Below are 26,255 nucleotides of genomic sequence, written 5' to 3'. Positions count from 1 at the left end.
GTCGTAGTTGGGAAGTTAGCCGCCGGTGGCGTTCATAAAGCGAATAATTTGTGGTGGCTCGTCGAGGTCGAAGTGATGCTTTTCGGGTTTTAGCGCGAGCCCTTGTTGAATGGCATCTGACAAGGCCTTGGCGTCGAAAGGGTATTTTCTAACGACTGCACGCAAATCAACGCTGTGTTCATTGCCTAAGCACAGCAGTAGTCGCCCTTCTGCGGTAAGCCGAACGCGATTGCAGCTACTGCAAAAGTTATTGCTATGCGGTGATATAAAACCGATTTTGGTATTGCTGTTCTCAATGTTCCAATAGCGTGAAGGGCCTCCTGTTGTATTGGTACTTTTGCTTAAGTGATACTGCGAAGAAAGTTGCTGCATGATTTCTTGGCTAGATAGAAATGCCGCTTTTCTGTCGTGCGCCATGGTTGCGCCAAGGGGCATCTCTTCAATAAAGCTAATATCAAGCGCGTTGTCGATTGCATAGTTAACCAAGTCTTTGATCTCGCCGTCGTTAAACCCTCTAAGTGCAACCGTATTCAATTTTATTTTGTCGAAGTCGTATTCCTTGGCTGTGGCTATGCCTTTCAATACTTGCTCTAGATTACCTATGCGCGTGAGTTCTTTGAATCGCGCTGGGTTCAAAGAGTCAAGGCTAATGTTGATGCGGTTTACGCCGGCCTGCTTTAGTTCGGCCGCATATTGCGCCAAGTGGCTGCCGTTGGTGGTGATGGCGAGGTCATCGAGGCTGCCGATATTACTGCTTTTTATATTGCGTAGTAGCTCGGGAAGGTCACGGCGAATTAGGGGCTCCCCGCCTGTGACTCTGATACGGCGGGTGCCAAGGCTAACAAAGGTATTGGCAATAAATGCCATCTCTTCAAGGCTTAGAAGCTGGTTGCGTGGCACAAATGTCATATCTTCAGCCATGCAGTAGGTGCAGCGAAAATCACAGCGGTCAGTCACTGAAAGCCGAAGGTAACTTATGCTACGCCCGAAGGGATCTATAAGAGGAGTCTGAGTCATGGGGGCATTATTACTTCTTGCTCTCTTTTAGTCACGCTTTACGTTCATGGCGCTTGCGTGCACCGAAGTGATCCTTTATGTGTTTTAAACTGGTGCTTTTTTATTGTGCGCTTAGCAAATAGCATTTTCTTTTTTGGTGCTCTCTGGAGTATTTCGGTGACATGGTGGTGCAAAAACAAGATCGGTTTGTGAGGTGTTATTGTTTAACTTGCTGAAAATTAACAATAAAATATTTATTCTTGAGTTGGCCTGTTTTATGCTTTTATTGTTGTGATTATTTTTGTTTCTTTGCAAGTTTATATGTTTGTCCTAGTCGTGCTTTGTATTGGTGCTTTTTTGTGAGGCTGGGATTTACATGATAGGACCCGATAGCATGCCGATAGTAGCTTTGTCGGTGTGTGGGGAGTTGTACGGAGGCTGCTTTTGTAGCGCTTTGGTGCAGCTCAAGGAGTGTTTCTCCTTTGATAGCAAGTGTAACTCTGCACTTTTTGGCGGCCTTAGTGGCCGCCTTTTTTGTGCGTGTATTATTTACAACAGCTCAGATGTTAAACCGATGGCTTTTGTTTCCTCTTCTTTGTTTTTGTCGGAAATTACGCATGTGTGCGCGGTTTGCCCCTTGAGGTAGGTTTGAGCGACTCGTTTTAAGTCGCTTTCTTGGGTGGCCAGTAGGCGCTCTCTGAAGCGTTGGCGAGTGGCTGGTGTGCGGCCGTTTAGCATTGCGTGAAAATCTCGTTTAGCGCCGCCAGCGGGTGAGTCTGGTTTGTCGAGGCTACTCACAACGCCCAATATAGCTTCTTCAATAGACTGCCAGCTGTGCGTTGTTTCTATAGACCAGTCGATGGCTTTGTCGAAGTCTGCCAGTGTTTCGGCTAGGCGAGGGTCGCGGTATGAATAAAAGCGGAAGGCGCCGTTGTTGCTGTCTTGGCCTGCGCCGCCGCCATAAGCACCGCCTTGCTCGCGAATAGCGCGATGTAAAAAGCCGTTGCGCATAACATTACCCAGTACAACTAACGCAGCAGCATCCGGGTGGTCGCTTGCGACTGTCGGGTAAGCTTTTGCGCAAAAGTTCACTTGGCTATTTGTGAGCCAGGCTTCTTGCGTTAAGTGGGCGTTAAATTGCGGCGTAAACACGCTAGCACTAGCAGCGGGGGGCTGGTCGAACTTGTTGGCAAAGTGTTTAGTGTAGCTTGCCAAAGGTTGCTCTTCAGCAACAACCATAAAACGCTTAGGCATTGCCATAACCGCTTGGTGTATCTGGTTTAACTTTTGGCTTATCGCACTTAGGGTTTTGGTGTCGCTAAGGGACTTGTCTAGTGCCTTAAGATGGCGGATGCCTTGAAGCCCGGTTAGGTTAAAGCTTAGCTGTGCTCCTGGGCTAATCCCTTTGCTTGCGCCTTGCATGGCTAGCCCATGGCCGCTGCCAGTAACGCTTTGTTCTCTGCTGCTGCGCATTTGCGCAATCAGCTCTTTGATGCGATCAGTCTCGTCAAAGCGGGCTTCGTTTATGGTTGCTAGCATTAATTCACTCAGCGATTGCTGGTTGCTTCCTAAGGCTTTGCCAGACAGGGTAATAAAGCTGTTGAGCTTTTGTGTGTCGTCGACGCTGCCGCGCAGACTGGAGTAGGCGCCTAAGCTTCCGCTTACCTGTGCTTGCCAGCGTTGCACGTCTAAGTAATTTTTGCTGCCAATGCCGACCTCGGTGAGTAGTGAGGTATAAAATGGCAGGTAGGGTAGTAAATCGTCGTCCAGTGTGGGCATGTCACAAACAACTTGCTGGTAAACCAAGCCGTTGGTGCCCGCATTGTAGCCATACAATGAAAACTCGCTCTGCGGTAGGCGCTTCTCAAAAGCGGGGCTAATGATGGTTTCCGCTGCTGGCACGTCGTCAAGAGTTACCTTGGGTAATACGCTGTCGTCATCAACTTGCGCTTGTCTATCGAGCAGTGCTTGGGCTTGCTCAATAATTTGCTGGCTTTGCTTGGGGGTTAAAGAAGCTTTGATCTTGGCCAGCTGTTCTTTTTCGGCCGCTTCTTTAGTGGCGTTTAGCTGGGCATCTGGCGTTAAGGTAAGAGTAACCCTGTGTTTATTGTCGAGTAACCATTTTGTGATAATGGACGGGATAAAGGTGGGGTCTTTAATTTTCTCACGCAGTTTTGCCAGTGCGCTGTCTATGTTCAGTAGTGCAACTGGGTCGCCTCGGTGGGTGGCGGCTGTTAAGCCGTTAAGGATAAGCTGTAGTCCGTAGGGGTAGCTGTCGCCGCCGACTTCACGCTGTTGTAATTCTAATTGATGCAGGGCCGCCTCTAAATCTTCAAGGGGAATGCCGTCTTCGGCGACCTTTTTCAGGGTGTCTAGCAATAATGCTTCTACGGCATCACTTTGGTCGCGATCGGTGCCCGCAATACCGCAAACAAAAATTACTTCTTTTTGTGAGTCATCCAAGCCGCATAGAGGGCTTGGGGCCTGCCCGAGCGTTGATGTTTCTAATGCTTGCATTAGCGGGCAAGCGCTGTTGTCGAGCAGTACGCTGCTTAATAAATGTGCGGTTAAAGCATCTTCTAGGTTGATGCTTTGTCCCAGTAGCCAGCCGGTAACAATATGGGTTTTATGGCTCAAGTCTTCTTCGTTTAGAGGGTAGTGCTCTTCTACGCGAACAGGGGCGAAGTAACGCTTTTCGTTGGCGACATCAATTGTGACATCGAGTTTGTCAAATTCTTTCAGCGCTTGGTTTTCGAATTTTTCTTGTAGCTCGGCTGCCGGTAGGTCGCCAAATGTCATAAAGATGGCATTGCTGGGGTGGTAATGTGTTTTGTAAAACTGTACCAGTTCCTCGTAGCTTAGGTCTGGAATGCAGCTCGGTTCTCCGCCGCTGTTGTTGTGATAGGTGTTGGAGGGAAACAGGTATTTGGTTAAGGTTTGCCAAAGCTGAGAGTTAACCGAGCTCATGGCGCCTTTCATTTCGTTGTAAACAACACCCTTGTATTGCAGCTCGCTGCTGGGGTTAGCCGCTTCGGCGTATTCTAGCCGGTGCCCTTCTTGCGCAAAATCTAGCGGGTCTAAGCGAGAAAAGAACACCGCATCGAGGTACACATCTAATAAATTGTTGAAGTCTTTGCGGTTAACGCTGGCGAAGGGGTATGCCGTCCAGTCTGAGCTGGTAAAGGCATTCATAAAGGTGTTTAGCGAGCGGCGAGTCATCATAAAAAATGGATCGCGTACAGGGTAGCGCTTGCTGCCGCACAGGGCAGTATGCTCTAGAATATGCGCTACGCCGGTAGAGTCTTCTGGTACTGTGCGCAAAGCAACGAGAAATACGTTTTCGGGATTGTTCGCCGCTAGGTGGATGTGCTGGGCGCCGGTGCGGATGTGCTCGTATTCTTCAACAACAATGTTCAGTGATTCTACGGCTTGGCTACGAAGTTTTCGAAAGGCTGGGTGTGCTGCGTTTTGCGCATTAGGCATTAAGTGTCTCGCTTTTCAGGGCATTAAAAACAAATTTTAGGTGTACTGCCTGCAATATAGCAGTGCTTAGGGCTAAAACCGACATTCATTGGTGGAGACCAACTACAATAGTTGTATTTGATGTCGAGAAATGGGCGTGTGTGTCGCTATTGTGCCGGCCATAGCCGTTTGAATTCAACTGCTGTAAGGGTTTTTCGTGACTATCGATGCGTGGATAGAGCTGCATGGCCAAGATTTATTGGGCTTGGCATGGCTGTTATTTTGTTGGTTGGGGTATGCCATGTTGGCGCGTAAGCGCGCAAAGCATGTTTTTTGTATCGCTTCGGTACTGCATCAATATCGTAAGCAATGGATGGCTCAAATGCTGCAGCGCGACAACCGTATTGCCGATGCGTCATTGCTTAATAACTTAGAGCGCAATGCCAGTTTTTTAGCTTCTACCTCCCTTTTTATTATTGCTGGTTTGTTCACTGGTTTGGCGTCCTCCGATAAGCTGCAAGCAATTTTGCCAGAGCTGCCTTTTGCGGTTGCTACGGATATTGTGAATGTCCAATTTAAGTTGATTATTGTGCTAATGATTCACATATACGCTTTTTTTACATTCACGTGGGCTATGCGGCAATATGGCTTTTGTGCTGTTTTATTAGGGGCCGCGCCTTTGCATACCGATCCAGATTTAACGGGCGAAACGGGGCAAAACTATGTGCGCTATATGGCCAAAGTTATTGATCGCGCGGGGCATACTTATAATTATGGTTTGCGCGCGTTTTATTTTTCTTTGGCTGTATTGGCGTGGCTGTTGAATGTTTGGGTTTTTATATTGGCCGTCGCATTTACCATGGCGATTTTATATGGGCGCGAATTTCATTCTAAAACATTGCGCGCCATGATTGGTGTTAGCACTTTGGACTTAAATAACCTACCAAAGCGTGACTAAATGATGAATAATAGCGGCTTTCCTTTTGCGCGGAGAGCTGCAGCCCATGCCCTTAAACAAGGCTGTAAATAACGACTCAGACGATGACTTGGCCGTAGAAACGTGTGCCGAGCATCTTGCTTGTGCTGATGCAGAAGAGGATACCCAAATTCGTCGCCACGAGTTAACAGGCAAGCCAAGCGATAAAGCCAATCGGCCATCAGTAATCTCTCAGCAGCACGCATCAGAAGAAATTATTCCAACGCTTAACGAAAGGGTCGGTATCGATTCAGATTATGCAGAGCATAATTTTAAAAATGGCGATACCAGTAAGTTAAGTTTTTTAGCCCGAATTGATAAAACCGCTGAGCGTCAGCGATTGCGTTCGCAACCAGAAGGTACGGTTTTACGTGACCGCTTCTCGCTAATAAAAACACTGGGTAGTGGTGGGATGGGGGATGTTTATCTTGCGAAAGACCTTTTGCGCGAGGAAATGCAAGACAGCTCGCCTTATATCGCTTTAAAGCTGTTAAACGAAGATTGCCAAACTATTCCCGGCGCCTTGCAGGCTTTGCAGCGCGAAGCTAAAAAAGCGCAAGCGTTATCACACCCTAATATTGTGACGGTGTTTGATTTTGACCGTTGTGGCGATACTGCATTTATTTCAATGGAGTACTTGGAAGGCCAAACAATAAAAGATTATTTGGCTGATCACGGCAGTATGCCTCACAGCAAAGCGATGCGAGTTATTGAGTTGGCCGCTCGCGGTTTAGCTTATGCTCACCAAAAGGGTTTTGTTCATGCAGATATAAAACCCGCAAATGTATTTTTACAAACTGATGGTAATGTAAAAATCCTAGACTTTGGTATTGCTCGAGCCGTCAACCAAGTTCAGGAGCCGTCGGCGAGCGAGGATTTAACGGCTTTTGCTTTAACGCCAAATTATGCAACTGTCGCTAGCTTAAAAGGGCAAGCTACTACAGAAAAAGATGATATTTACGCATTGGCTTGCGTCGCTTACCAGCTGCTTACCGGGCGCCATCCTTATACCACTGCCCAGGGGATTCCCCTATCGGCATTGGATGCTCAGCGTTTGGGTGCCCGAGTGGATAATATTTTAGGGCTTAATCATCGCCATATGCGTGCTTTGCGCAAAGCATTACGTTTTGATAATGGCAATGGCTTTAATAATGCTGGCGAGTTTATTGATGCGATTAAGCCGCGCAGCCATAAAAAAATGGCAATGACTTTAGTTGCAGCGGTAGCCATCACGTTGGTTAGTTGGGTCGGTTTGCAAAATTATATTGAAAGCCGTGTGCCATCCTTAGACTCCTTGCCGAAAACACTAGCGCCTATCGCGCAATTAGTTCGCGAGGGCGATCGCTCGTTGCGCTCGGACGATCTAGATTTAGCCCATCGTTTTTATTCGCAAGCGTGGTTTGATGCGCAAACAACACCTGTAGGGCAAGATAAAGAACAGTTATCAATTGTTCAAAATATTGTTGCTGAACGTATTAATCGTGTAGTGTCTGCACTTATTGAAAGAACCGAGCAACGCTCGTTGTCAGAATTTAAAATGCGCGAATATTTAGCGGCGCTCGAGTTTTTTGCCGAAGCTGAATTTGTTCGCCGTCCTCACCGTGTTCGCCAAGCTATAGCGGACTTAAAGCAGCGCATTGAGCAGCTGCCCTAGGAGTATTCATTGTTTTCTTTGAGTAAAAATACAAAACGCTGGATCGCCCCCCAATGTTTAGTTGCTGCAGGCTTATTACTATCTGCTTGTGCTGGTGATAATAGCGTTAGCCAAGATAATGACCATGCCGATGTTGTGCATCAAGATGATCTAGCCGTTATTGATTGCCTATTGCCCGGCCAAATACGAAAGCTAGGTCAGGCGCGTTACATTAGTGCGCGGCGGGCAATTAAAACCACCGCGCACGATTGTGAAATTCGCGGTGGCGAATATGTCGCTTACGATAGGGCGGATTATAAAAGCGCTTTAGCAGCTTGGTTACCCATGGCCAGCGCGGGCGATGCCAAGGCGCAAAATTATGTCGGCGAGATTTACGAGAAAGGTCTAGGCATTGAATCCGATTTTCAACAAGCCGCTTATTGGTATGAAAAGTCGGCCGAGCAAAGTTATGCCCGTGCTCAAATTAACTTAGGTTTATTGTATGAGAAAGGGCAAGGGGTCGAGCGCAATTTGGCAACGGCTTTAGAGTATTACCGGCTGGCCTCTGGTGTTAGTGAAGACGCCGTGCTGCTTAGCACAGAAGCGAAGCGTTCTATGGAAGCGGAAAAGCTGACTCTTGAAGCGGCTTTGGCTGTTTCCGAGAAAAAGGCGCAAGAGCTGGGGTCGGAATTGTTAGCCCTTGAGCAGCAAGAGAAAAAGCGTGTGGCCCATGCCGAAGCGGATGAGCATGTTAATGCCCTTCGAGCTTTATACGAGCGCTCTGTTTCTGAGCGTTCCCGGTTGCAAGGGCAGTTGGACTCAATGAGTCTTGCCTATCGAAAGTTTACTCAGAACGAATTGCTAACACCTTCGACATTTGACCTAGGCGCAGAGCGCGTCGCTAAAGATATTAATTTTGGCCGTTACTTTGCGCTAATCATTGGTAACGAAGATTACGAGTTCTTGGACGATTTGCGCTCGCCTTTGCGCGATGCCGAGCGGTTAAAAGCCGTTTTGGAAGATCGTTATGGTTTTACGACGCAGTTAATTTCCAATGGCTCCGAAAAAGACGTGCTTATGGCGATTAATCAACTTTTTACCGAGTTGACTGAAAACGATAACCTACTGATTTTTTATGCAGGCCATGGCGAGCTGTCAACGGCGGGCATTAGTAAAAAAGAGCGTGGTTACTGGTTGCCAGTGGATGCTCAGGCAAACAATATTAGCCACTGGATCAATAATGCGGTTATTAGTGATCACCTTGATCGCTTAAAAGCACGCTCTGTACTGGTGATATCTGACTCTTGTTTTGCGGGCTACTTGGGCGAAGATAAAAGTCCCTATTTATTTGGTTTAAGCGATGCCAGTATGTCTCGTAGTGCTATTGAGGCTGGCTTGGAGCGTCGCTCGCGGGTTGTTATTTCCTCGGGTGGTGAGCGCCCCGTATTGGATGGCAATGGCAAGAATCATTCAGTATTTGCCGGCGCGCTTATTGACGCTCTCGAAAAAAATGATCAAACACTGCGCGATAGCCAATTGTTTTCGCTGCTGTCGGTGAATGTTTCTAAGCGGGCCGACTCCTTAGCTATGCGACAAAAGCCAGAGATGAAACCGGTAAGGGAAGCAGGCCACGAGGGCGGTAGCTTTTATTTTGTGCCTTCGAATTAGTAAATGCTCTTTAGGGCACCTCTAAAAATAGTAATTTTTGTGTGATAGCAAGGAAGCACCGCCCGGAGAGCCGCAGTTTACTTGGTGTAAATGAGGACTCGAGGACGGAGCTAATGTCCATGGATGGGCTGAATACAGGTTTTGCAGGAGCAAAAACCTGTAAGCCGCTATTGCGGAAAAAGTGCATTTTTAGAGATGCCCTTTAGTTTAGCGCTGCTTCTAGTAGCGCTTTTGTATAGGGGTGGCTGGGCGTTGCTAATATATCGTTGGCGGGGCCTTGCTCTACTATTTGCCCCTCTTTCATAACAATAATGTCGTGGCTTAAGGCCTTTACTACTTTTAAGTCGTGGCTAATAAATAAATAACTAAGCCCGTATTTTTCCTGTAAGGATCTTAGAAGGTCTATAACCTGCGCTTGCACAGCTCGATCAAGTGCGGAGGTTGGTTCGTCTAAAACTATTAATCGAGGTTTCAGTACTAGTGCGCGGGCTATGGCAATTCGCTGGCGTTGTCCACCAGAAAACTCATGTGGGTAGCGATGCTTTATGTCGGGTTCTAAGCCAACTTCGTGCAAGGCGCGATCAACCGTATCGTCAATACTTCCTTCTAAGCGATTCTTAAAGACGACTAACCCCTCGGCGATAATCTGCGCGATGGTCATGCGTGGGCTAAGGCTGGCAAACGGGTCTTGAAATACAACCTGCAAAGCTTGGCGGAACGGCTGCATTTTTGCGCTCGATAAAGAGCTTATCGATGTGTTTTCGAAGATGATTTCACCTTCGCTTTTTTGTAGCCTTAAAAGTGCCATGGCTAAAGTTGATTTTCCCGAGCCGCTTTCGCCAATAATACCGAGCGTTTCACCTTTTTTAATTTCAATGGATATGTTGTTTACGGCCAAAAGCCATTGTGTGGGCTTTCGAAATAATGGCTTGTTCAGTGGGAATTTAACGCTAACGTTTTTAGCGCTTAAGCAATTACTGTTGTTTTGTGTGTTTTTGAGCGGGCTACCCTTGGGGTCGGCTGAAATTAGCGCTTGGGTATAAGGGTGTTGTGGTGTGCTAAATAGGGCGGTTGGGGTTGCGCGCTCGACGATTTTACCTTTTTGCATAACGGCGATTTCATCGCTGTAACGCTTCACCACGCCCAAATCGTGGCTGATCAACATGACAGCAATTTGTGACTCTTGCTTAAGTGTCTCGATCAGATCGAGTATTTGCTTTTGCACGGTAACATCAAGGGCGGTTGTGGGTTCGTCAGCAATGAGTATTTTAGGGTTGTTAGCCAGCGCCATGGCAATCATAACGCGCTGCCTTTGGCCGCCCGATAATTCATGCGGGTAGCTTTTTAGCCGGCTTTCAGGCTGTGCGATGCCAACTTTACCGAGCCACTCAATGATTACTTTACGCGCGTCGTGGCTGGTTAAACCTTGGTGTATACGTAGTACTTCACCAATTTGTTTTTCAACAGTGTGGAGTGGGTTGAGCGCGGTCATTGGCTCTTGAAAAATCATGCCGATATCATTGCCGCGAACTTTCCGTAACTGTGCTTCGGGTAATGTAAGTAAGTTGTTGCTGGCAAATAAGATTTCACCGCGCGGGTGCGAAGCTTGAGGGTAGGGCAGTAAGCGCAGTATGGACATGGCCGTTACGCTTTTGCCAGATCCGCTCTCACCAACAATGGCGAGTGTTTTGCCCGCATAAAGCTCTAGGTTGATGTCCTCGGCAACCAGCGAATGTTGCCCTTGCTGGTTAAAAGCAACATCTAAATGGCGAATGCTCAGTAGTGGTAGCGTAGACATAGTTAAACCTTAAGGCGAGGGTCGAAAGCATCGCGTACGCCTTCGCCAATAAATACCATGAGCGTTAGCATTAAAGACAAAACACAAAATGCAGTTAGCCCCAGCCAGGGCGCATGTAAGTTATTTTTACCCTGCATAACTAGCTCGCCAAGCGAGGCAGAGCCCGGCGGCAATCCAAAACCTAAAAAATCTAAAGCGGTTAATGTGGAGACGGCGCCAGCTAAAATAAAAGGCATGTAGGTCATGGTGGCGACCATGGCGTTAGGCAGTACGTGACGAATGATGATTTTACCATCGCTAACGCCTAATGCTTTGGCGGCTTTAACGTATTCAAAGTTGCGTACACGAAGGCATTCGGCGCGCACAAGGTCGACTAAACGCGTCCAGCTAAAAAACAACATAATTAACAGTAGCCACCAAGCGTTAGGGGTAATCATGCTTGAAATAATAATGAGTAGATAAAGCTCGGGTAAGCCGGACCAAATTTCGAGAAAACGCTGGCCTATTAAATCTATTTTGCCGCCAAAGTAGCCTTGGATAGCGCCGATAAAAATTCCGATAATACTGCTGCCAATGGTTAGGCCTAATGCAAATAATATGGATACTCTAAAGCCATAAATACAGCGTGCTAACACATCCCTTGCTTGATCATCTGTGCCTAACCAATTTTTTGCTGTTGGTGGCGAGGGTGCAGGTTTATCTAAATTACTAATATGCGTTTTATAGTTGTAGGGGATAGGGGGCCATAAGAGCCAGCCGTCGCTTTCGATCAGCTCTATAACATAGGGGTCGGTATAGTCAGCCTCGGTTTCAAAGTCGCCGCCGAATTGTGTTTCTGGGTAGGTTTTAAAAACAGGGAAATACCAATTGCCATTCTGGTTGGCTATCAGAGGTTTGTCGTTAGCAATAACATTGGCAAACATTGAGATAAAAAATAAAACGCTAAAAATCCACAAGCTCCACTTGGCGCGGCGGTTCCCCCAAAAAACATCCAACCTTCGCTGTGCGAGGGGGCTAAGTTTTTGCCTTAATGTGCCCATTAGCGCCCCCCTTCAAAAGTAATACGAGGGTCTACCCAGTGGTATACCAAATCAGATAATAATTTAAGGAGTAGGCTTAGCAGGGTAAAAATGTACAGCGTTGAAAAAACAATCGGATAATCGCGATTAACAATCGCCTCGTAGGTGAGTAGGCCAATGCCGTCTAAAGAAAAAATAACTTCAATCAGAAGTGACCCTGTAAAAAACATACTGACAAACGCGGATGGGAAACCCGCAATTATAATGAGCATGGCATTGCGAAATACGTGGCCGTACAACACTTGTTTGTCGTCTAAGCCTTTGGCAATGGCAGTAGTAACGTATTGTTTGTTGATTTCATCCAAAAAGGAATTTTTGGTTAACAGTGTTAAGGTAGCAAACCCGCCAATCGTATAGGCCGTAAGGGGTAACGCCAAGTGCCAGAAATAGTCGGCTATTTTACCGGCGAGTGTTAGCTCGGCAAAGTTGTCTGATGTTAATCCGCGTAGCGGAAACCAATCCAAATAACTGCCGCCGGCAAATACAACGACTAAAATCATTGCAAACAAAAAACCCGGCACGGCATAGCCTACAATAAAGACGGAGCTAGTCCATATATCAAAAGAACTATTGTGGCGAAGTGCCTTTTTGATGCCAAGTGGGATGGATATTAAGTAGATAAGCAATGTGCTCCATAGCCCTAAGGATATGGAGACGGGCATTTTGTCTATGAGCAAGTCTATAACGGAGCTGTCGCGGTAAAAGCTATCTCCAAAATCAAATAGAGCGTAGCTTTTTATCATAATGAAAAAACGCTCAATCGGTGGTTTGTCAAATCCATATTGCGCTTTTATTTGTGCCATTATTTCTGGTGGAATCCCGCGCTGCATGGAAGGATCACCAGAAGCAGCGGCACCATCTAGGCTCCCGCCTATTAGGCTTTGATCATGCATTGCCGCTCCTTGCTTTAAACTAGCAACGGCTTGATCAATTGGCCCACCGGGTGCGAATTGAACAATAATAAAATTAATCAGCATTATCCCTGCCAACGTTGGGATAATGAGTAATAGCCTTCTGAGTATGTAGTTGGACATTCGACTATTTTGTTTGCTTTAGCTTCTTGGCTTTTTCTTCATCGTACCACCATGTGTAAAATCCAATCTCATGGCGGAAATCATAAGTAGTACGCTTTTCAGGGTATGAAAATTTGTCCCAAAATGCGAGGCGATTGGTTTTTGAATGGTAAAGAGGAACGATATAGTGTGAGTGGGTTAATATTCTATCGAGTGCGCGCGCGGCTGCTATTCGCTCTTCATCATTAGTGGCTGCAATTAGTTTTTTAATTATGCTGTCAATGGCGGGATTTTTAATACCCATATAGTTTGCGCCACCCTCAACGTCTGCGTTCTCGCTACCCCATAGCAATGCTTGCTCATTACTGGGGATGTCTACGCCTCGAAAACCTAGCCAAACTATATCGTAGTCATAAACCTCGAGAAGATTACTCCATTGTGCTAAATCCATTATTCGAAGTTTAACAATGATGCCTATTTTCTTTAAGTTGGCAATCCAAGGGTTTAGTACTTTCTCTAGTCCAGCCTGTCTAATGATAATTTCCATCTCGACTGGCTTATTTGATGCGGGATCAATGAGTTTGCCATTGATGATGTTGTAGCCGGCTTCATCAAGGATTTTTTTGGCTTCTCTAAGTTGTTTGCGGTTATTACCGCTACCATCGGTTTCGGTTGCGCGATAGGCTGGGCCAAAAACTGCGGGAGGTAGTTGATCTCGGAAGGGTGATAATAGTGCAAGCTCTTCTTTGCTAGGCGTTCCCTGCGCAGCATATTTTGTGTTTTCATAAAAACTGTTTGTTCTGCTGTAGGACCCATAAAAGATATTCTTTTTGGTCCACTCAAAGTCGAAGGCAAGGCTCATGGCTTGGCGCAAAGTACGATTTTTTAACATAGGCTTTCGCAAGTTGAAGAATATGCCGCTTACGCCTTGAGCCATTTCATCTTCGTACTCGAGGCGCTTTATTTTTCCTTTGTGTACAGGTTCTATATCATAGCCTGTTGCCCATGTTTTTGATGTTGCTTCGTAAAGGTAGTCGTAAGAGCCTGCTTTGAATGCTTCGAAATCCACGTCCTGGTCTCGATAGTACTCAACGTAAATTTTATCGAAGTTGTACATGCCATTGTTGACGTTTAGATCTTTAGCCCAATAGTTTTTATCTCTAACGTATGTGATAGATCTTCCAGCATCAAATCTTTCAATTTTGTAAGCACTGCTTCCCATAGGAATACTTAACCCACTTTTGGCGAATTCTTTACCCTTCCAGAAGTGTTTGGGGAATGCAGGCAATCCTGCCAATGCGTTTAATAAGTCCTTATTTTCAGGGTTAGTGATATCAAATTTTATTCTATGGGGTGATAAGATTTCTACTTTCCCAACATCAGCGAAATACATTTTGTACACTGGGTCGCCGTGTTCAATTAGCGTCTCAAATGTGAATTTTATGTCTTCCGCGGTCACAGCTTTACCGTCGGAAAATTTTGCTTTTGGGTTAAGGTTAAAGATTATCCACTGTTTACTTTTAGGGTATTCAATGCTTTCGGCGATTAGGCCGTACATGGTGTTGGGTTCATCGGCGGAGCTGACCATTAATGAGTCGTACATCAGAGTGCAGTTTCGCTCTGCAACGCCCTTTTGTATGAAGTAGTTCAGGCTATCGTAGCTGCCAAACTCTGAAATCCTAACCTCGCCACCCTTTACCGCGTTTTCTGAGGTGTATTCAAACCGCGTGAAGTCTTTAGGGTACTTAGGAGTGCCGTACTTGGTGAGTGCATGCGACTTAATAATAGTCTCAGCAAAGCAAGCTGATGAGAGGATAATAGTTGCGCAAAAAACAAACAAAGTTCGAATGGGCACGTTTTTCAACCTTCTATAAGACAAGTGGGCACAAGTTACCAATTTGATGCTACTTTTTAAATAGGTAATCAATTGTTTTTATGGCTTCTGAGTATAGGCGACGCTAGCGGGCCTGTATTCGACAATATCTTGTCGTTGGCGCGCAAGTCAACTATAGACCAAGCATACAGGATTGAGTTCGACGAAGCTTCTAAGGTATTGGCTGTACGGCTGAAAAGTAGGGTTAAACATGCTGCAACCGTTTAAGTTCGAAAAGGAAGGTAAAGGCACCGATTATTGGGTGCGCCGCTTAATGCGTCAGAACATGCCTGTGGCAGGGACGGTAATTGCCGAGCTGAATAAGCTATCTGAAAATGATGATGCACACCTTAACCATCTAGCCGAGTTGATCCTGCGCGACCCAAATCTCACATCACACGTGCTACGCATTGCTAACAGTGTGCAATACAGCGGCTCTAAGGGGCGCGTTAATACCGTTAGCCGCGCCATTGTCATTATCGGCCTGAAGGGTATGCGGGCCATTTGTATCTCTTTAATGTTGATTGATTCGCTGTTAAAAAATGGCGCTAAAGAGCGAATGCTGGAACTGGTGGCGCAAGGCTTTCATGCCGCTACACAAGCGCGGGCCTTGATGGCGGCGCAAGATGAGGAGGCCGCCGAAGAGGTTTTTATTGCAGCGCTGCTTTATAACCTCGGTGAAATGGCGTACTGGTCCTCGACCGATGTTACCAGTAAAAATGATGCGCTCGTTACAGATAGCACCAAGGCTAGAACAGAAGCCGCACAAGAGGTGCTAGGAACGAGCTTTAACAAAATCACCAAAGGTTTGGCGCGCCAGTGGAAGCTAGGCGCGACGCTAGAAGAAGCTCTGGTGCCAGGCAAAGAGCCATCGGCAAAAGCGCAGGCGGTTATTCTAGGGGAAAAAATCAGTCGCGCTGCGTTAAAAGGGTGGGATTCGCCAGGCATGAAAAAGCTGCTCGAAGAGGTTTCGCGTTATACCTACCTAGAGCCCGACGAATGCTTGGCGAACTGTCAGGAGCAAGCCGAATTGGCGCTCGATGTTGCGCGGCAATATGGGGCCAGCGATGTTTGCCATATGATCCCTAGCCGACACCAAACCTTTAAGCGGCCAGAGCCTGCGGCGGTTAAAATTAGCCGCATTATGAAAAGCGACCCTCAGTTGCAGCTAAATATTTTGCGCGAGCTAGCGAGTACCGCAGCGCAAAAGCACAATGTGAATACAATTTTTCAAATGGTTATCGAAGGTATTCACCGTGGCGTTGGTATGGAGCGGGTGGCTGTGGGCTTTATCAAAGATTTTCGGGTGACAGCCAAATATAGCTTAGGGTACGGTGCTGAAAATTGGCGAGAAACGTTTAACTTTGATGTTGGCCCCTATGCCGATAACGTATTTGTAGAGGCCGTAGAAAAGGGTGGCTTACTTTGGGTTAACGATGCCTTTTTTAAGCAAAATAAATCAGTGGGCCAAAAAGAAACAGCCAAAGTGCTCGGCGGCGTTGATTGTTTGATTTATGTGCTAGAGGTTAACGGCAAAAAGCCGGGCTTGATTTACGCAGATCGGGCAGACTTTGGCGGTTTAATCACGCAGAACCATGCCGATAGCTTTTTACACTTTGCTGCACAAGCGCAGTATTGTTTGCAGGCCATGTCTGGTGCGGCTAAACGCTAGTGGCAATAACGTTTTAGCTGCAGGCTAAAAATGCATCGGCATGTATTTCGGCCATGTTAGCCCCTGCTAAGAAGCACTGTTTTTTCAATTTCGTCACAAAACTTTGTGCACCACACAAATAAACGCTGTAGCCCTTAGTGCTTGGGTGTGCTTGTTTGCAAAAATCGTAAACACTGGCCTGGGTGTACCCTTCGGTGGGGCCGTCTTGCACAACAAAATCTACGCGCAAATTGGTGTGGGCGGCCTCTAGTTGTTTGAGCTCGGCGGCTAAATAAATACCTTGCACGTTTTTGGCTGCACAAATTAAGTGAATCGGCCCGCAATGCTGTTGCTGTATAGCCTGTTTAAGTATGCCAAAAAGAGGCGCCAAACCCGTGCTAAGGCCAGCTAGCAACAAAGGTTGCGTGGCATCTTTGGGGGCATATATGCAGCTGCCGGTAGGGCCTTGTATTTCCAGTGTGTCATCCACTTTAAGGTGCTCAAACGCGTATTGGCTGAATAGGCCGCCGGGCACCTTTTTTATGTGGCATTCAATAAAGCCCTCATCGGCTGTACTGGCAATAGAATAGCTGCGGGCAATATTACCTTGGTGCCAAAGGGTAAAGAATTGTCCTGCCACAAAAGGGAATGCTGCACTCAGCCGTAGCTGCAGTATTTGGGGGCTAAACTTTTTTAAGGCCAACACCGTTACGGCGGCACGCTTTTGTGCTTCTGGTTGGGTTAGTATCAAATCTTCATTGGGCCGGCATTGGCAGCTTAAAAAATAGCCTAATGTTTTTTCGGCATTGGTTAAGCCTTGTTGTGCTATTGCAGGCACTTGCCCTTGCGTTGCTTGTAGTTTGCAGGCTTGGCAGGCTCCTGCTCTGCAGGCATTGGGAATATCTAAGCCTGCGCCTTCTAGCGCCTCTAATACCGTTTCGTCGCCTTTTAATATTACGGAGTGCGATTGCTCGCTATTCGGTTGGTAGAGGATAACAGTCATGGCGTATTCACAGGGTGCGTCGAAGTTTAAACTGACAACGCCTGAGAGTCAGGCGTTGTCAGTGTTGTTATTTATTTAAAATGTCATCTTTTACGCTAATCGCGATGCCGGCGATTTCATTAATATCGTCTTCTTTTACACCCAGCTCGGTAAGGGTGGCTGCTAGGTTTTCGACAACAGCGTTGAAGTGTTCCTCGGTGAGGTTCATGTGTTTGTGTGCTTCGCGCATGTCTTTGCCGGAATAGTTGTTAGGCCCGCCAAAGGCCATGGTCAAAAACGCTTTTTGTTTGGCGATTTGAGCGTCCATATCAACGCTATCGAAAAAATGGCTAATGCGGTCGTCGGTTAATACCTTGCGATAAAAGATGTCGACAGCGGCGTCTACGGCGGGCGCGCCGCCAATGCGTTCAAATAAGCTCATGGTTTGCTCCGGTGGTGATGTATGTGTTAACAGCTTACTGAGTCTAGTTGTTAGCGGTTAGGCGTGCTTGATTAAACTTTGGGCAGCCCATTTTTGTGGCGGCTCAGTAAGGCTGTAAATGCGAGTGGTTAAAGGCTAGCACGATGGCGGTAAAAAGCATCGCGCGTTGTGGGTAAAGCTGTGGCGAAAAGCGCTTTTGATGATGCAAATCAAAAAACACTTGGGCTGTGTTTCGGCAAAAAACTTACAGGGTGAACGTTTTAAATTCGGGGTCTATATCGCTTTGGCTTTCCCATAAATTGTCAAAGGCTTCCAGCGCGTGCCTTGCTTCGGCGCGCGCCTGTTCGCAATAAAACCCAACCGCGCTTTCTTCGTTATTAAAAAATACCATCGCTTTTTTATCGCTAATGCAAAAGCCGGTTTCAACCCTTTGCTGGTCTTTGTTTAAGACTTTGAGTTTTGCGGCCGAGGGTAGGCGTTGAATAAGGGTGATTAGGTCGTGATTGCAGCCGTATAAGGGCTGGCTGTTTTGCACCAATACCCGAATGCGGCTTTGGCGAGAGCTGCGGGCAAGTGACGACACGTTTGCGATAAACTCGGGTTGATTAAATAGGTGGCCGTCGAGTTGGTTCGAGAATATATCAATGTGCCGAATGGCAAGGCCAGTGCAGGCGGTTAAGTATTGCTTGGCGGTATCCACGCTGTCGAAGCGATAAATGCCGGTTGTATTTTGGCTGTCGTCCATGGTTACCAAAAGAGTACCTATGGCGTGGAGTTAAGTGCTTTGCTAATAGGTTTATGCAAAATGCCGGCATCGTAAAAGCTGGTACCGGTCACTTTGAAGTTGTGTTGCAGGTAAAAGCCTAGGGCATCTAGCTGAGCATCGGCGATTAGCTCGTCCATACCGGCATGCAGGGCCGAGCGGCACACCGATTTAAGCAATGCTGCGCCCACGCCTTGGTTGCGGTAATTTTTAAGTACGGCCATGCGGGTTAGTTTATGGTGCTTTACTAGGCGGGCAGTGCCCACCGGCGTGCCGTTATGGTAGGCAATAAAATGCTGGGAATCTTGCTCTAGGCCGTCCCATTCGAGGTGCGGCGGTACGTTTTGCTCTTTGATAAAGACTTGCTCGCGAATACTTTCTAGCTCTGAGGCCTGTGCGGGCCAGCGCACTTGGCGTACCTTAACAATGGGTACTAGCGTGGGCGGCGTCTGGCAAGTTAAGGTATTCATGGTCAATCCACTGCTCAATGATGGCTTGGTCTTCGCTGCAATAATGCTCGGGCTGAATAATAGTATAGTTACATAACGCGCGGGCGAGAGACAAACTGGTCTGCCATTGGTCGCCATTAATGAAAACGGTAGCACACTTTGCGTTTGCATTTGTGTTGCCGTGCACATTCTGGCTTGTCAAAGGCTCGCTCGAGTGACCTTGCTTATTTTGAGTATAGGCCGCTCTTACATCTGCGGCGAGAATTAAGCCATCAGTATCAAACTCAGCGGTTGTAACGTCCGGCGCGCAACGCTTGCTTTCAGTCAAGCTTTTGCCCAGCCAGGCGGCAACGCGCTCTGGTGTAAAGTAGCTCTGGCAGTGTTCGGCAATGGTTTGGGCCACAGCAGGGCTTATTTCGCCGCAATCTTGGCTGCCAAACGGGTTCAGCGCGGGGTCGCGGTAGCGAGTATCTGGGCTTAGTGTACTGGCGATATCTTGGCTTAAGTCGAGCAAAATATCGCTATAGCTTGGAGAGCGAAAGCCAATGGAGTAGGTCGTGCAGTCGTCGCTTTGGGCAACACCCCAGTGCGCCATATTGGCCGGAATGTACAGCAGGTCGCCAGGCGTGGCGATGTATTCGGCTTGGCTTTCGAACGCTGTGAGTATTTTAAGTGGGCAATCTGGCACTAACGGCGATGCCGACGAGCATTGCTGCCCTAATTGCCAGCGCCGAGTGCCGGTGGCTTGTAACAAAAATACATCGTAATAATCGAAATGTGGGCCAACGCTACCGCCGGTTGGCGCAACGCTGGCCATAATGTCATCTATGCGCCAGTTGGGAATAAACCGAAATTGGTTTAGTAGTTGGTGTAGCTCTGGGCATATTTGGTCTAGTGCTTGAATCAGCAGTGTAAAATGGCTGCTTGGCAACGTATCAAACCGCTCTTCGGCCAATGGGCCGTGCTCCATAGCCCATTGGCTGCACAAAGGGTCTTTCGACGTTTTTTCAATAATCAGTCGCGATTCAACGCTGTGCTCAAGTGCCAACCCCGCTAAGTCATTGCCGTCCAGTGGCGCTTCCCATCCCGGTATGGCATTGGGAATAAAAAGTGGCTTTTGTTGCCAGTAATCGCGCAGAAATTCGCTAACGGGCATCGCACCTAAATGATTGAGCGGGGGCGCAGTCATTTTATGCTTTTAGCTTTGCAAGCTGGGCAGGCAAATCTTGCGTTTGGGCGATGGCGTTACCAATGTAATTGGCGGGCGTTAGCGCTTGTAGCTCGGTTTTGGCTTGCTCCGGCATATCTAAGCCATCGACAAAGGTCTTAATAGTGGCTTGGTCAATAACATTGCCGCGGGTTAATGCTTTTAGTTTTTCGTAGGGCTTTTCAATACCGTAGCGGCGCATTACGGTTTGAATGGGCTCGGCCAATACTTCCCAGGCGTTGTCTAAGTCTTGCGCTAAACGTTCTTCGTTAATTTGCAGTTTGCCAATGCCTTTAAGCGCTGCTTCGTAGGCAATATTGCTGTAGCCAAAACCAACGCCCATGTTGCGCAATACGGTAGAGTCGGTTAAATCGCGCTGCCAGCGGGAGATAGGTAGCTTAGCGGCTAGGTGGCCATAAACGGCATTGGCTAGACCAAGGTTGCCTTCAGAATTTTCGAAATCAATGGGGTTAACTTTATGCGGCATTGTAGAAGAGCCTACTTCGCCGGCGATGGTTTTTTGCTTGAAAAAGCCCATCGAGATATAACCCCAAACATCGCGGTTAAAGTCGATAAGAATAGTGTTAAAACGCGCGATGCCATCGAACAGTTCGGCAATGTAATCGTGTGGCTCGATTTGTGTAGTGTACGGGTTGAAGGTTAAACCTAGCGAGCTAACAAAAGCTTCGGCATTTTGTTGCCAGTCAACATCGGCATAAGCGCTAATGTGGGCATTGTAGTTGCCTACCGCGCCGTTAATTTTACCGAGGATGGCCACCTTGCTGACCTGTTGAATTTGGCGCTGTAAACGAATGGCTACGTTGGCAAATTCTTTACCCATGGTGCTAGGCGAAGCTGTTTGGCCGTGGGTACGGCTTAGCATCGGTGTGCTGGCATATTGTGCTGCGCAGTCGGCAATGGCATCAACAATGCGCTGCATTTGCGGCAGTAATACGGTGTCGCGGCCACTTTTTAGCATTAACCCGTGGGACAAATTGTTAATGTCTTCGCTGGTGCAGGCAAAATGGACAAACTCTGTTACTGCGTTTAGCTCGGCATTATCGGCAATGCGTTTTTTAATGAAGTATTCAACGGCTTTCACATCGTGGTTGGTTACGCGCTCTTCTTCTTTTATGGCTTGTGCATCGGCTTCGCTAAAGTTGGCGACAATGCCATCGAGAATAGCATTGGCCTCGGCGCTAAAAGCTGGCACTTCGGTAATGGCGGGGTGGGCGGCAAGTTGTTGCAACCAGCGAACTTCGACTTCTACGCGGGCACGAATAAGGCCGAATTCACTAAAAATGCCGCGTAGGCTTTCGGTTTTGCTGCCATAACGGCCGTCGATAGGAGACACTGCGGTCAAAGATGTTAGGTTCATAACGCTCACCAGCTGAAAAAAGGGCGCATTGTAGCGGAAACTCTACAGCAGCGGAAATTTCCAGTATTGCAAAGTTGTATTTGATCTGGCTCTGTTTGCACGTAAAGTGCATGTCCTACAATAAGAGCAACTGATTATCCCGTTTAATCATTCGCATCTGCCGCCGATATAACAACCTAAGTTAAGGACCTCTATCATTATGAGTGCACAAGCTCACCCGATTGTTGCCGTACCCTATGTATTAGAGGTAGTCGCCTTTTTGGTGGCGGTGGTTATTTTAGTACCGCTACTTAAGCGCATAAAAATAAGCCCTGTACTGGGCTATTTGGCCGTGGGGGCTGTTATTGGGCCTTATGCATTGGGGCTGGAGCGCGATGTAGCTGGGGTGCAGCATGTTGCCGAATTGGGCGTTATCTTCCTGTTATTTACCATTGGCTTAGAGCTTTCCTTCGAGCGTTTACGGGCCTTTAGCCGATTAATTTTTGGCTTAGGCACTTTGCAGGTGATCATCTGCAGTACGGTTATTGCGTTTGCCGCATGGTTATGGGGCAACGAAGTTAATGCTTCGATTATTATTGGGCTGTGTTTGGCCCTTTCTAGTACTGCCATGGTGATGCAGTTGCTGGCCGAGCGTGGCGAAAATGCAGCAGTGCATGGCCGCGCCTCTTTTGCGGTGCTATTGCTACAAGATTTGGCGGTGGTGCCCATTCTGATTCTAGTGGGGGTTTTTGGCGATAACTCTGGCGGCAGCCTTTGGGTTAGCGTGGGTGGTGCATTGGCTAAGGCCATAATTGTTGTTGTATTAATTGTGGTGTTGGGCCGCTATGTGCTGCGTTACTTGTTTCGTGTAGTCGCCACTACGCGCAGTGTAGATGTGTTTACCGCCATGATTTTGTTATCGGTATTGGCAACTTCTGTTGCAACCGGTATGGCTGGCTTGTCGATGGCGTTGGGGGCATTTCTTGCGGGCTTATTGCTCGCAGAAACGGAATTTAGACATCAAATTGAAAGTGAAATTGAGCCTTTCAAAGGGCTGCTGCTGGGCTTATTTTTTATGAGTGTTGGCATGAGCATCGATTTTGTTTTGGCCTTCGAGCGCGGTATTTGGGTGCTGTTATCGGTGTTCGGGCTAATAGGCCTTAAAACAGTAATCACCACGCTCATCGCCCGCTGCTTTTTGCCCACCTGGGGCGCAAGTTTGCGCACCGGCCTGTTATTGTCGGAGGCCGGCGAGTTTGCCTTTGTGGTTATTGGGCAGGCAACACTGACCTACAGCATTTTACCCAACGAGACAGCACAATTTATGGTGGTTGTAGCCGGCCTATCAATGGCTTTAACACCATTGTTGGCGTGGTTGGGTAAACGGGTCGAGCTAGCCATGCTAAAAGAGCCCCCCTCGGTAACGCTTAAGCCAGAAGATGCCGAAGGGCTGCACGACCACGTGGTGATTATTGGCTTTGGAAGGGTCGGGCAGTCTGTTGCCTCTGTATTGGCGCAGCAAAGTATTCCTTATGTGGGGTTTGATGCTGATACAAAGCGCGTGCAAACATTGCGCGAAAAAGGCGAGCCGGTATTTTTTGGTGACGGCAATAAAATGGACGTGCTTGAGCGCGCCGGCGCTGATACGGCCTCGGCACTGTTGATGACTACGGATGATGCGGCACAAACAGAGGCTGTTGTTGTTCAAATTCGCCAGCGTTGGCCCAATTTGCCGATTTTGGTTCGCGCCAGGGACCACTCCCACTCCCACGCGCTGGTAGCCTCTGGGGCAACGACGGTAGTACCTGAAACACTTGAAGCCAGCTTGCAGCTCAGTGGCCATGTTTTGTGCGCATTGGGCTTCCCTAGAGAGGAGGCCAATGCCTGCATGGAAGTTATCCGCCGCAATAACTACGACGCACTACCCACACCAAGTGTTCGCTCATAAGGGCTATACAAAGTGATTTTTTAAGCGTTAAAAATGGCGATTCGTTCAAACTTTAACCTCTGTCTGGTTCTAAAGTGTGGCTTTTGTTGTATTTATTGGCCTTCTTAAGTGCGATAATTTACTGCTGCAGTAATACTAAAGGCATTATTACAATAATACGCACCGAACGGGGGAAGCATGGACATACTGCGCCGCAAGCAAGGGTTTACATTGGTTGAACTGGTGGTAACGCTTACCTTGCTGGCGTTGCTGTTCATTATGAGCGCGCCTTTTACCCGAGCTTGGATTAATAGCGCCAAAGTTAGCGATACGGAATCGGTATTGCAGCATGCTATTGGTTTGGCGCGTTCTCATGCTATGCATTCGATGGAAGTAGAGGATGTGCTGCAGGCGCCGGTGGCGGTGGTATGTATTGCATCGAGTGATTTGCAGGTGCGCATCGTTAACCGCGATATTGATTTAAGCCAGGGCCAGCAGCCTTGCATACACTCTAAAGTGGTGTGGCGCACCAAAATTACCGAGCAGGTAAACCAAAGCTTCATTAATGATAACAACGAGCCGGTCATGTTATCTGAAATGCATTTTGATCGTGACGGCAAGCTTGCTTCGCAGTATTGCCACAGTGCGATTAATCAAAATAACTGTGCCACCTCTAATGTATTAGAGGTATCGGCCGAAGGCGCGCAGAAGGTTCAGTTTTCTGCGCGTTAGTGCCAAGCTAAAGCTTTGCCTATATTGCTAATGTTGGCGCCAAAGCGGTTGGTCTCTATTACTTAGGTTGATGCCAGAACGGCTGGCCTATAGTAGGGGTGCTTGGGCTGGCGGTTTGGCGTTTTACCATTAACCCCCCTTCGTATGCCGCGCGGCCAGATTCAATGGCCTGGGCAAACGCTTTGGCCATTAAGGGCGGTTGCTGGGCTTTGGCTACGGCGGTATTTAGCAGTACGCCATCAAATCCCATTTCCATCGCCTCGCAGGCTTGCGAGGGTGCACCTAGGCCGGCATCAACAATTAGCGGTGTGCTGGGTAAGCGCTCGCGCAGGGTGCGTAAATTGTAGCGGTTAAGTAGCCCTTGGCCTGTTCCAATAGGTGCGCCCCACGGCATTAGCACTTTGCAGCCAACATCCAATAAACGCTGGCACAGTACTAAGTCGTCGGTGCAATAGGGCAGCACTTGAAAGCCACGTTTTATGAGTTCTTCGGCGGCTTCAACCAAGCCGAAGGGGCACGGCTGCAGGTTGTAGTCGTCGCCAATCACTTCGAGCTTAATCCAGCCGGTATTAAAAATCTCACGCGACATTTCGGCTAAAGTAATGGCTTCTTTGGCGCTTTTGCAGCCGGCGGTGTTGGGTAGTAATGTGCAGCCCGTATCGGCAATTGCATCCCATATGGCTTTGCCATCTTTTTCTTGTGGGTTTTGGCGGCGCAAGCCTAAAGTCACAATATTGCAGGCCGAGGCTTTAACGGAATCGACCATAACCTGGGGTGAGCTATACAAGGCAGTGCCAAGTAAAAACCGGCTTTCAAAGCTTTTACCATAAAGTGTTAGCGGGCCGTTCATTAGCCACCTCCTACGGGCGTTACAATATCGAGGGTGTCGCCATCTTCTAGCACGGTTTCCTCATGCAGGCGCTTAGGTACAAATTCGCCATTGCGCGCTACGGCGTATTGGTCGCCGGTATTTAAAGTGGCGATAAGCTTGGCGAGGTTATTTTCGGCCGTGTCTTGGCGCTCGCCATTAATGCTGATATTGATCGTGGTTGTCATAGTTTTTTACATCGTAACGGTATTGGGGTGTTGGCCTAGCTAAGCTGGCCTAACAAATTTTCGATTAAGTGCGGCGCTAATAGATAGCCGTGGCGGTAGAGGCCGTTAATGCTAACGCTATTGCCGCTTTTATGCCATGTGATCGCCGGCATGTTATCCATGTAGCTGGGGCGCAGGTTGGCGTCTAGTTCAATAATGCGGGCCTCGGCAAAGGCAGGGTTTAGGGTATACAGCGCACTGCAAAGCTCCATCATCGATTGCACGCTTACCGGCGAGCTATCTTGGCTTTCAATTTCGGTGGCGCCGACAATAAAGCTATTGTTAGGTTTGGGCACTATATACAGCTTGTAGCGCGGGTGCATAAGGCGTACGGCGTGTTTTAGCGTTACTTCTGGCGTTTGCACCCACAGGACTTCGCCGCGTACACCGCGTACGGCTTGCGATTGTTTGGCGCCGGTGCCGCGTGCATCAATGGTGCAGTCGTAGCCTGCTAGTGGTCTCCCCTCTCGCTGTGGTTCGGGCGTGAAGGTAATGCTTGTATTGTCTTGAATGCTGCCGCCTAAAGCGATAATCCGCTGGTGTAGGTTATGCAGTAATTGGCGGTTATCCAAAAAGGCTTCGTCCGGAAGCAGTAGCCCGCGATTAAAGTGTGGGTTTAGGTCTGGCTCGTAGGTAGTTAATTCGTTGCGGTTTAGCCATTGTGCGGTATTGCTATCGCCAAGGTGGTAGCGCAAATCTTGTGCAAACTGCTCAAGCTCGCTTTCGTCGCTGGGGTGGGCGACCACAAGGCTGCCTTGATTGTTATAGAGTACGGGCTTGGCGCTGTGCTGGTTGAGTGTGCTTAACCATTTTGGCCATAACTGCAGCGAGTGCATGCCCATATCGTAAATGGCGCGCTCTGAAACCACCACTTCGCTTAATGGCGAGATCATGGCGGCGGCGGTGTAGGCGGCGCTGCGTGGTTGCGATAAATCGCCTTTTTCAAATAGGGTGACGCGAATAGGGCGGTTGGCCGTTTCGAGTAGTCGCCACGCCAGTAAGCTACCAGCAAGGCCGGCGCCAGCAATGGCAAAAGAAGAGGGTGTTGGCATAGCACTTGTTCCCTACGCAGGTTTAAGCCCGATCAGGTTCGGCGGGTTTCACAATTGATCTCAGCGACCCCAACTAAAGGCAGCACCCCGACAAGAAGCT

General features: G+C 48.0%; 21 protein-coding genes and 1 riboswitch. Of the genes, 6 read left to right on the top strand and 15 right to left on the bottom strand.

The features are described 5' to 3' along the window. Positions 1 to 15: 15 nt before the first annotated feature. Complete coding sequence (gene moaA, locus MARGE09_RS16065) at positions 16 to 1,017, bottom strand: GTP 3',8-cyclase MoaA (RefSeq protein ID WP_236983561.1); 1,002 nt, start codon at positions 1,015 to 1,017, stop codon at positions 16 to 18. 528 nt (positions 1,018 to 1,545) lie between these two features. Next, complete coding sequence (locus tag MARGE09_RS16060; RefSeq protein WP_236983559.1) at positions 1,546 to 4,479, bottom strand: insulinase family protein; 2,934 nt, start codon at positions 4,477 to 4,479, stop codon at positions 1,546 to 1,548. Between the two features lie 196 nt (positions 4,480 to 4,675). Here MARGE09_RS16060 and MARGE09_RS16055 point away from each other — a divergent pair, with 196 nt between their 5' ends. From MARGE09_RS16055 to MARGE09_RS16045, 3 genes are read left to right on the top strand one after another with little or no spacing between them, the layout of a single operon-like run. Then, positions 4,676 to 5,416, top strand: coding sequence for a DUF599 domain-containing protein (locus MARGE09_RS16055; RefSeq protein WP_236983557.1), 741 nt, complete (start codon positions 4,676 to 4,678; stop codon positions 5,414 to 5,416). 46 nt (positions 5,417 to 5,462) lie between these two features. Continuing rightward, entirely contained in the window at positions 5,463 to 7,088 is a 1,626-nt protein-coding gene (locus tag MARGE09_RS16050; protein ID WP_236983555.1) for a serine/threonine-protein kinase, read from the top strand. A gap of 9 nt (positions 7,089 to 7,097) precedes the next feature. Then, positions 7,098 to 8,735: a caspase family protein gene (locus tag MARGE09_RS16045; protein WP_236983553.1), complete on the top strand. Its 1,638-nt coding sequence runs from the start codon at positions 7,098 to 7,100 to the stop codon at positions 8,733 to 8,735. A 202-nt stretch (positions 8,736 to 8,937) separates the two neighbouring features. Here the strand turns inward: MARGE09_RS16045 and MARGE09_RS16040 are convergent, their stop codons facing one another. The 4 genes from MARGE09_RS16040 to MARGE09_RS16025 are packed head-to-tail and all read right to left on the bottom strand — an operon-like array spanning position 8,938 to position 14,552. Next, positions 8,938 to 10,533, bottom strand: coding sequence for an ABC transporter ATP-binding protein (locus MARGE09_RS16040; protein WP_236983552.1), 1,596 nt, complete (start codon positions 10,531 to 10,533; stop codon positions 8,938 to 8,940). 2 nt (positions 10,534 to 10,535) lie between these two features. Further along, complete coding sequence (locus MARGE09_RS16035; protein ID WP_236983550.1) at positions 10,536 to 11,573, bottom strand: ABC transporter permease; 1,038 nt, start codon at positions 11,571 to 11,573, stop codon at positions 10,536 to 10,538. After that, complete coding sequence (locus tag MARGE09_RS16030; RefSeq protein ID WP_255711688.1) at positions 11,573 to 12,646, bottom strand: microcin C ABC transporter permease YejB; 1,074 nt, start codon at positions 12,644 to 12,646, stop codon at positions 11,573 to 11,575. Before MARGE09_RS16030 ends, MARGE09_RS16035 begins: the two co-directional genes overlap by 1 nt. Positions 12,647 to 12,650: 4 nt before the next feature. Further along, positions 12,651 to 14,552 (bottom strand): extracellular solute-binding protein, encoded by a 1,902-nt coding sequence (locus MARGE09_RS16025; protein WP_236983547.1) that lies wholly within the window; start codon positions 14,550 to 14,552, stop codon positions 12,651 to 12,653. Between the two features lie 157 nt (positions 14,553 to 14,709). Here MARGE09_RS16025 and MARGE09_RS16020 point away from each other — a divergent pair, with 157 nt between their 5' ends. Next, entirely contained in the window at positions 14,710 to 16,170 is a 1,461-nt protein-coding gene (locus tag MARGE09_RS16020) for an HDOD domain-containing protein (protein ID WP_236983545.1), read from the top strand. Positions 16,171 to 16,183: 13 nt separating this feature from the next. Here MARGE09_RS16020 and MARGE09_RS16015 read toward each other — a convergent pair whose 3' ends face one another. The 6 genes from MARGE09_RS16015 to purB form a co-directional block, all read right to left on the bottom strand. Beyond that, positions 16,184 to 17,152 (bottom strand): 2Fe-2S iron-sulfur cluster-binding protein, encoded by a 969-nt coding sequence (locus MARGE09_RS16015; protein WP_236983543.1) that lies wholly within the window; start codon positions 17,150 to 17,152, stop codon positions 16,184 to 16,186. Between the two features lie 67 nt (positions 17,153 to 17,219). Next, positions 17,220 to 17,573 (bottom strand): group I truncated hemoglobin, encoded by a 354-nt coding sequence (locus tag MARGE09_RS16010; protein WP_236983541.1) that lies wholly within the window; start codon positions 17,571 to 17,573, stop codon positions 17,220 to 17,222. 244 nt (positions 17,574 to 17,817) lie between these two features. Then, positions 17,818 to 18,318, bottom strand: coding sequence for a DUF7931 domain-containing protein (locus MARGE09_RS16005; RefSeq protein ID WP_236983539.1), 501 nt, complete (start codon positions 18,316 to 18,318; stop codon positions 17,818 to 17,820). Positions 18,319 to 18,335: 17 nt separating this feature from the next. After that, on the bottom strand, positions 18,336 to 18,806 hold the full coding sequence (locus MARGE09_RS16000; protein WP_236983537.1) for a GNAT family N-acetyltransferase: 471 nt from the start codon (positions 18,804 to 18,806) through the stop codon (positions 18,336 to 18,338). After that, positions 18,757 to 19,974, bottom strand: a complete 1,218-nt coding sequence (locus MARGE09_RS15995; RefSeq protein WP_236983535.1) for a cupin domain-containing protein — start codon at positions 19,972 to 19,974, stop codon at positions 18,757 to 18,759. Before MARGE09_RS15995 ends, MARGE09_RS16000 begins: the two co-directional genes overlap by 50 nt. A gap of 1 nt (position 19,975) precedes the next feature. Beyond that, the gene (gene purB, locus MARGE09_RS15990; protein WP_236983522.1) at positions 19,976 to 21,370 is read right to left on the bottom strand and encodes an adenylosuccinate lyase; all 1,395 of its coding nucleotides are present in this window, start codon (positions 21,368 to 21,370) and stop codon (positions 19,976 to 19,978) included. A 199-nt stretch (positions 21,371 to 21,569) separates the two neighbouring features. Between purB and MARGE09_RS15985 the strand changes: the two genes are divergently transcribed. Both MARGE09_RS15985 and MARGE09_RS15980 read left to right on the top strand, forming a co-directional pair. Beyond that, positions 21,570 to 23,297 carry a monovalent cation:proton antiporter-2 (CPA2) family protein gene (locus MARGE09_RS15985; RefSeq protein ID WP_236983520.1) on the top strand — a complete coding sequence of 576 codons (1,728 nt, stop codon included), beginning with the start codon at positions 21,570 to 21,572 and terminating at the stop codon, positions 23,295 to 23,297. Between the two features lie 177 nt (positions 23,298 to 23,474). Beyond that, complete coding sequence (locus MARGE09_RS15980) at positions 23,475 to 24,008, top strand: prepilin-type N-terminal cleavage/methylation domain-containing protein (protein ID WP_236983518.1); 534 nt, start codon at positions 23,475 to 23,477, stop codon at positions 24,006 to 24,008. 58 nt (positions 24,009 to 24,066) lie between these two features. Here the strand turns inward: MARGE09_RS15980 and MARGE09_RS15975 are convergent, their stop codons facing one another. The 3 genes from MARGE09_RS15975 to thiO all read right to left on the bottom strand — a co-directional run bounded on the left by MARGE09_RS15975 (position 24,067) and on the right by thiO (position 26,155). Then, positions 24,067 to 24,858, bottom strand: coding sequence for a thiazole synthase (locus MARGE09_RS15975; RefSeq protein ID WP_236983516.1), 792 nt, complete (start codon positions 24,856 to 24,858; stop codon positions 24,067 to 24,069). Next, on the bottom strand, positions 24,858 to 25,064 hold the full coding sequence (gene thiS, locus MARGE09_RS15970) for a sulfur carrier protein ThiS (protein WP_236983514.1): 207 nt from the start codon (positions 25,062 to 25,064) through the stop codon (positions 24,858 to 24,860). The genes MARGE09_RS15975 and thiS overlap by 1 nt, the downstream gene beginning before the upstream one ends. A gap of 35 nt (positions 25,065 to 25,099) precedes the next feature. Beyond that, complete coding sequence (gene thiO, locus MARGE09_RS15965; protein WP_236983512.1) at positions 25,100 to 26,155, bottom strand: glycine oxidase ThiO; 1,056 nt, start codon at positions 26,153 to 26,155, stop codon at positions 25,100 to 25,102. After that, positions 26,148 to 26,255, bottom strand: a riboswitch (TPP riboswitch). Its footprint overlaps the gene before it by 8 nt.

The organism is Marinagarivorans cellulosilyticus, from assembly GCF_021655555.1.
GTDB classification, from domain to species: Bacteria; Pseudomonadota; Gammaproteobacteria; order Pseudomonadales; family Cellvibrionaceae; genus Marinagarivorans; species Marinagarivorans cellulosilyticus.
This window is presented reverse-complemented; position numbering and strand designations above follow the sequence as displayed.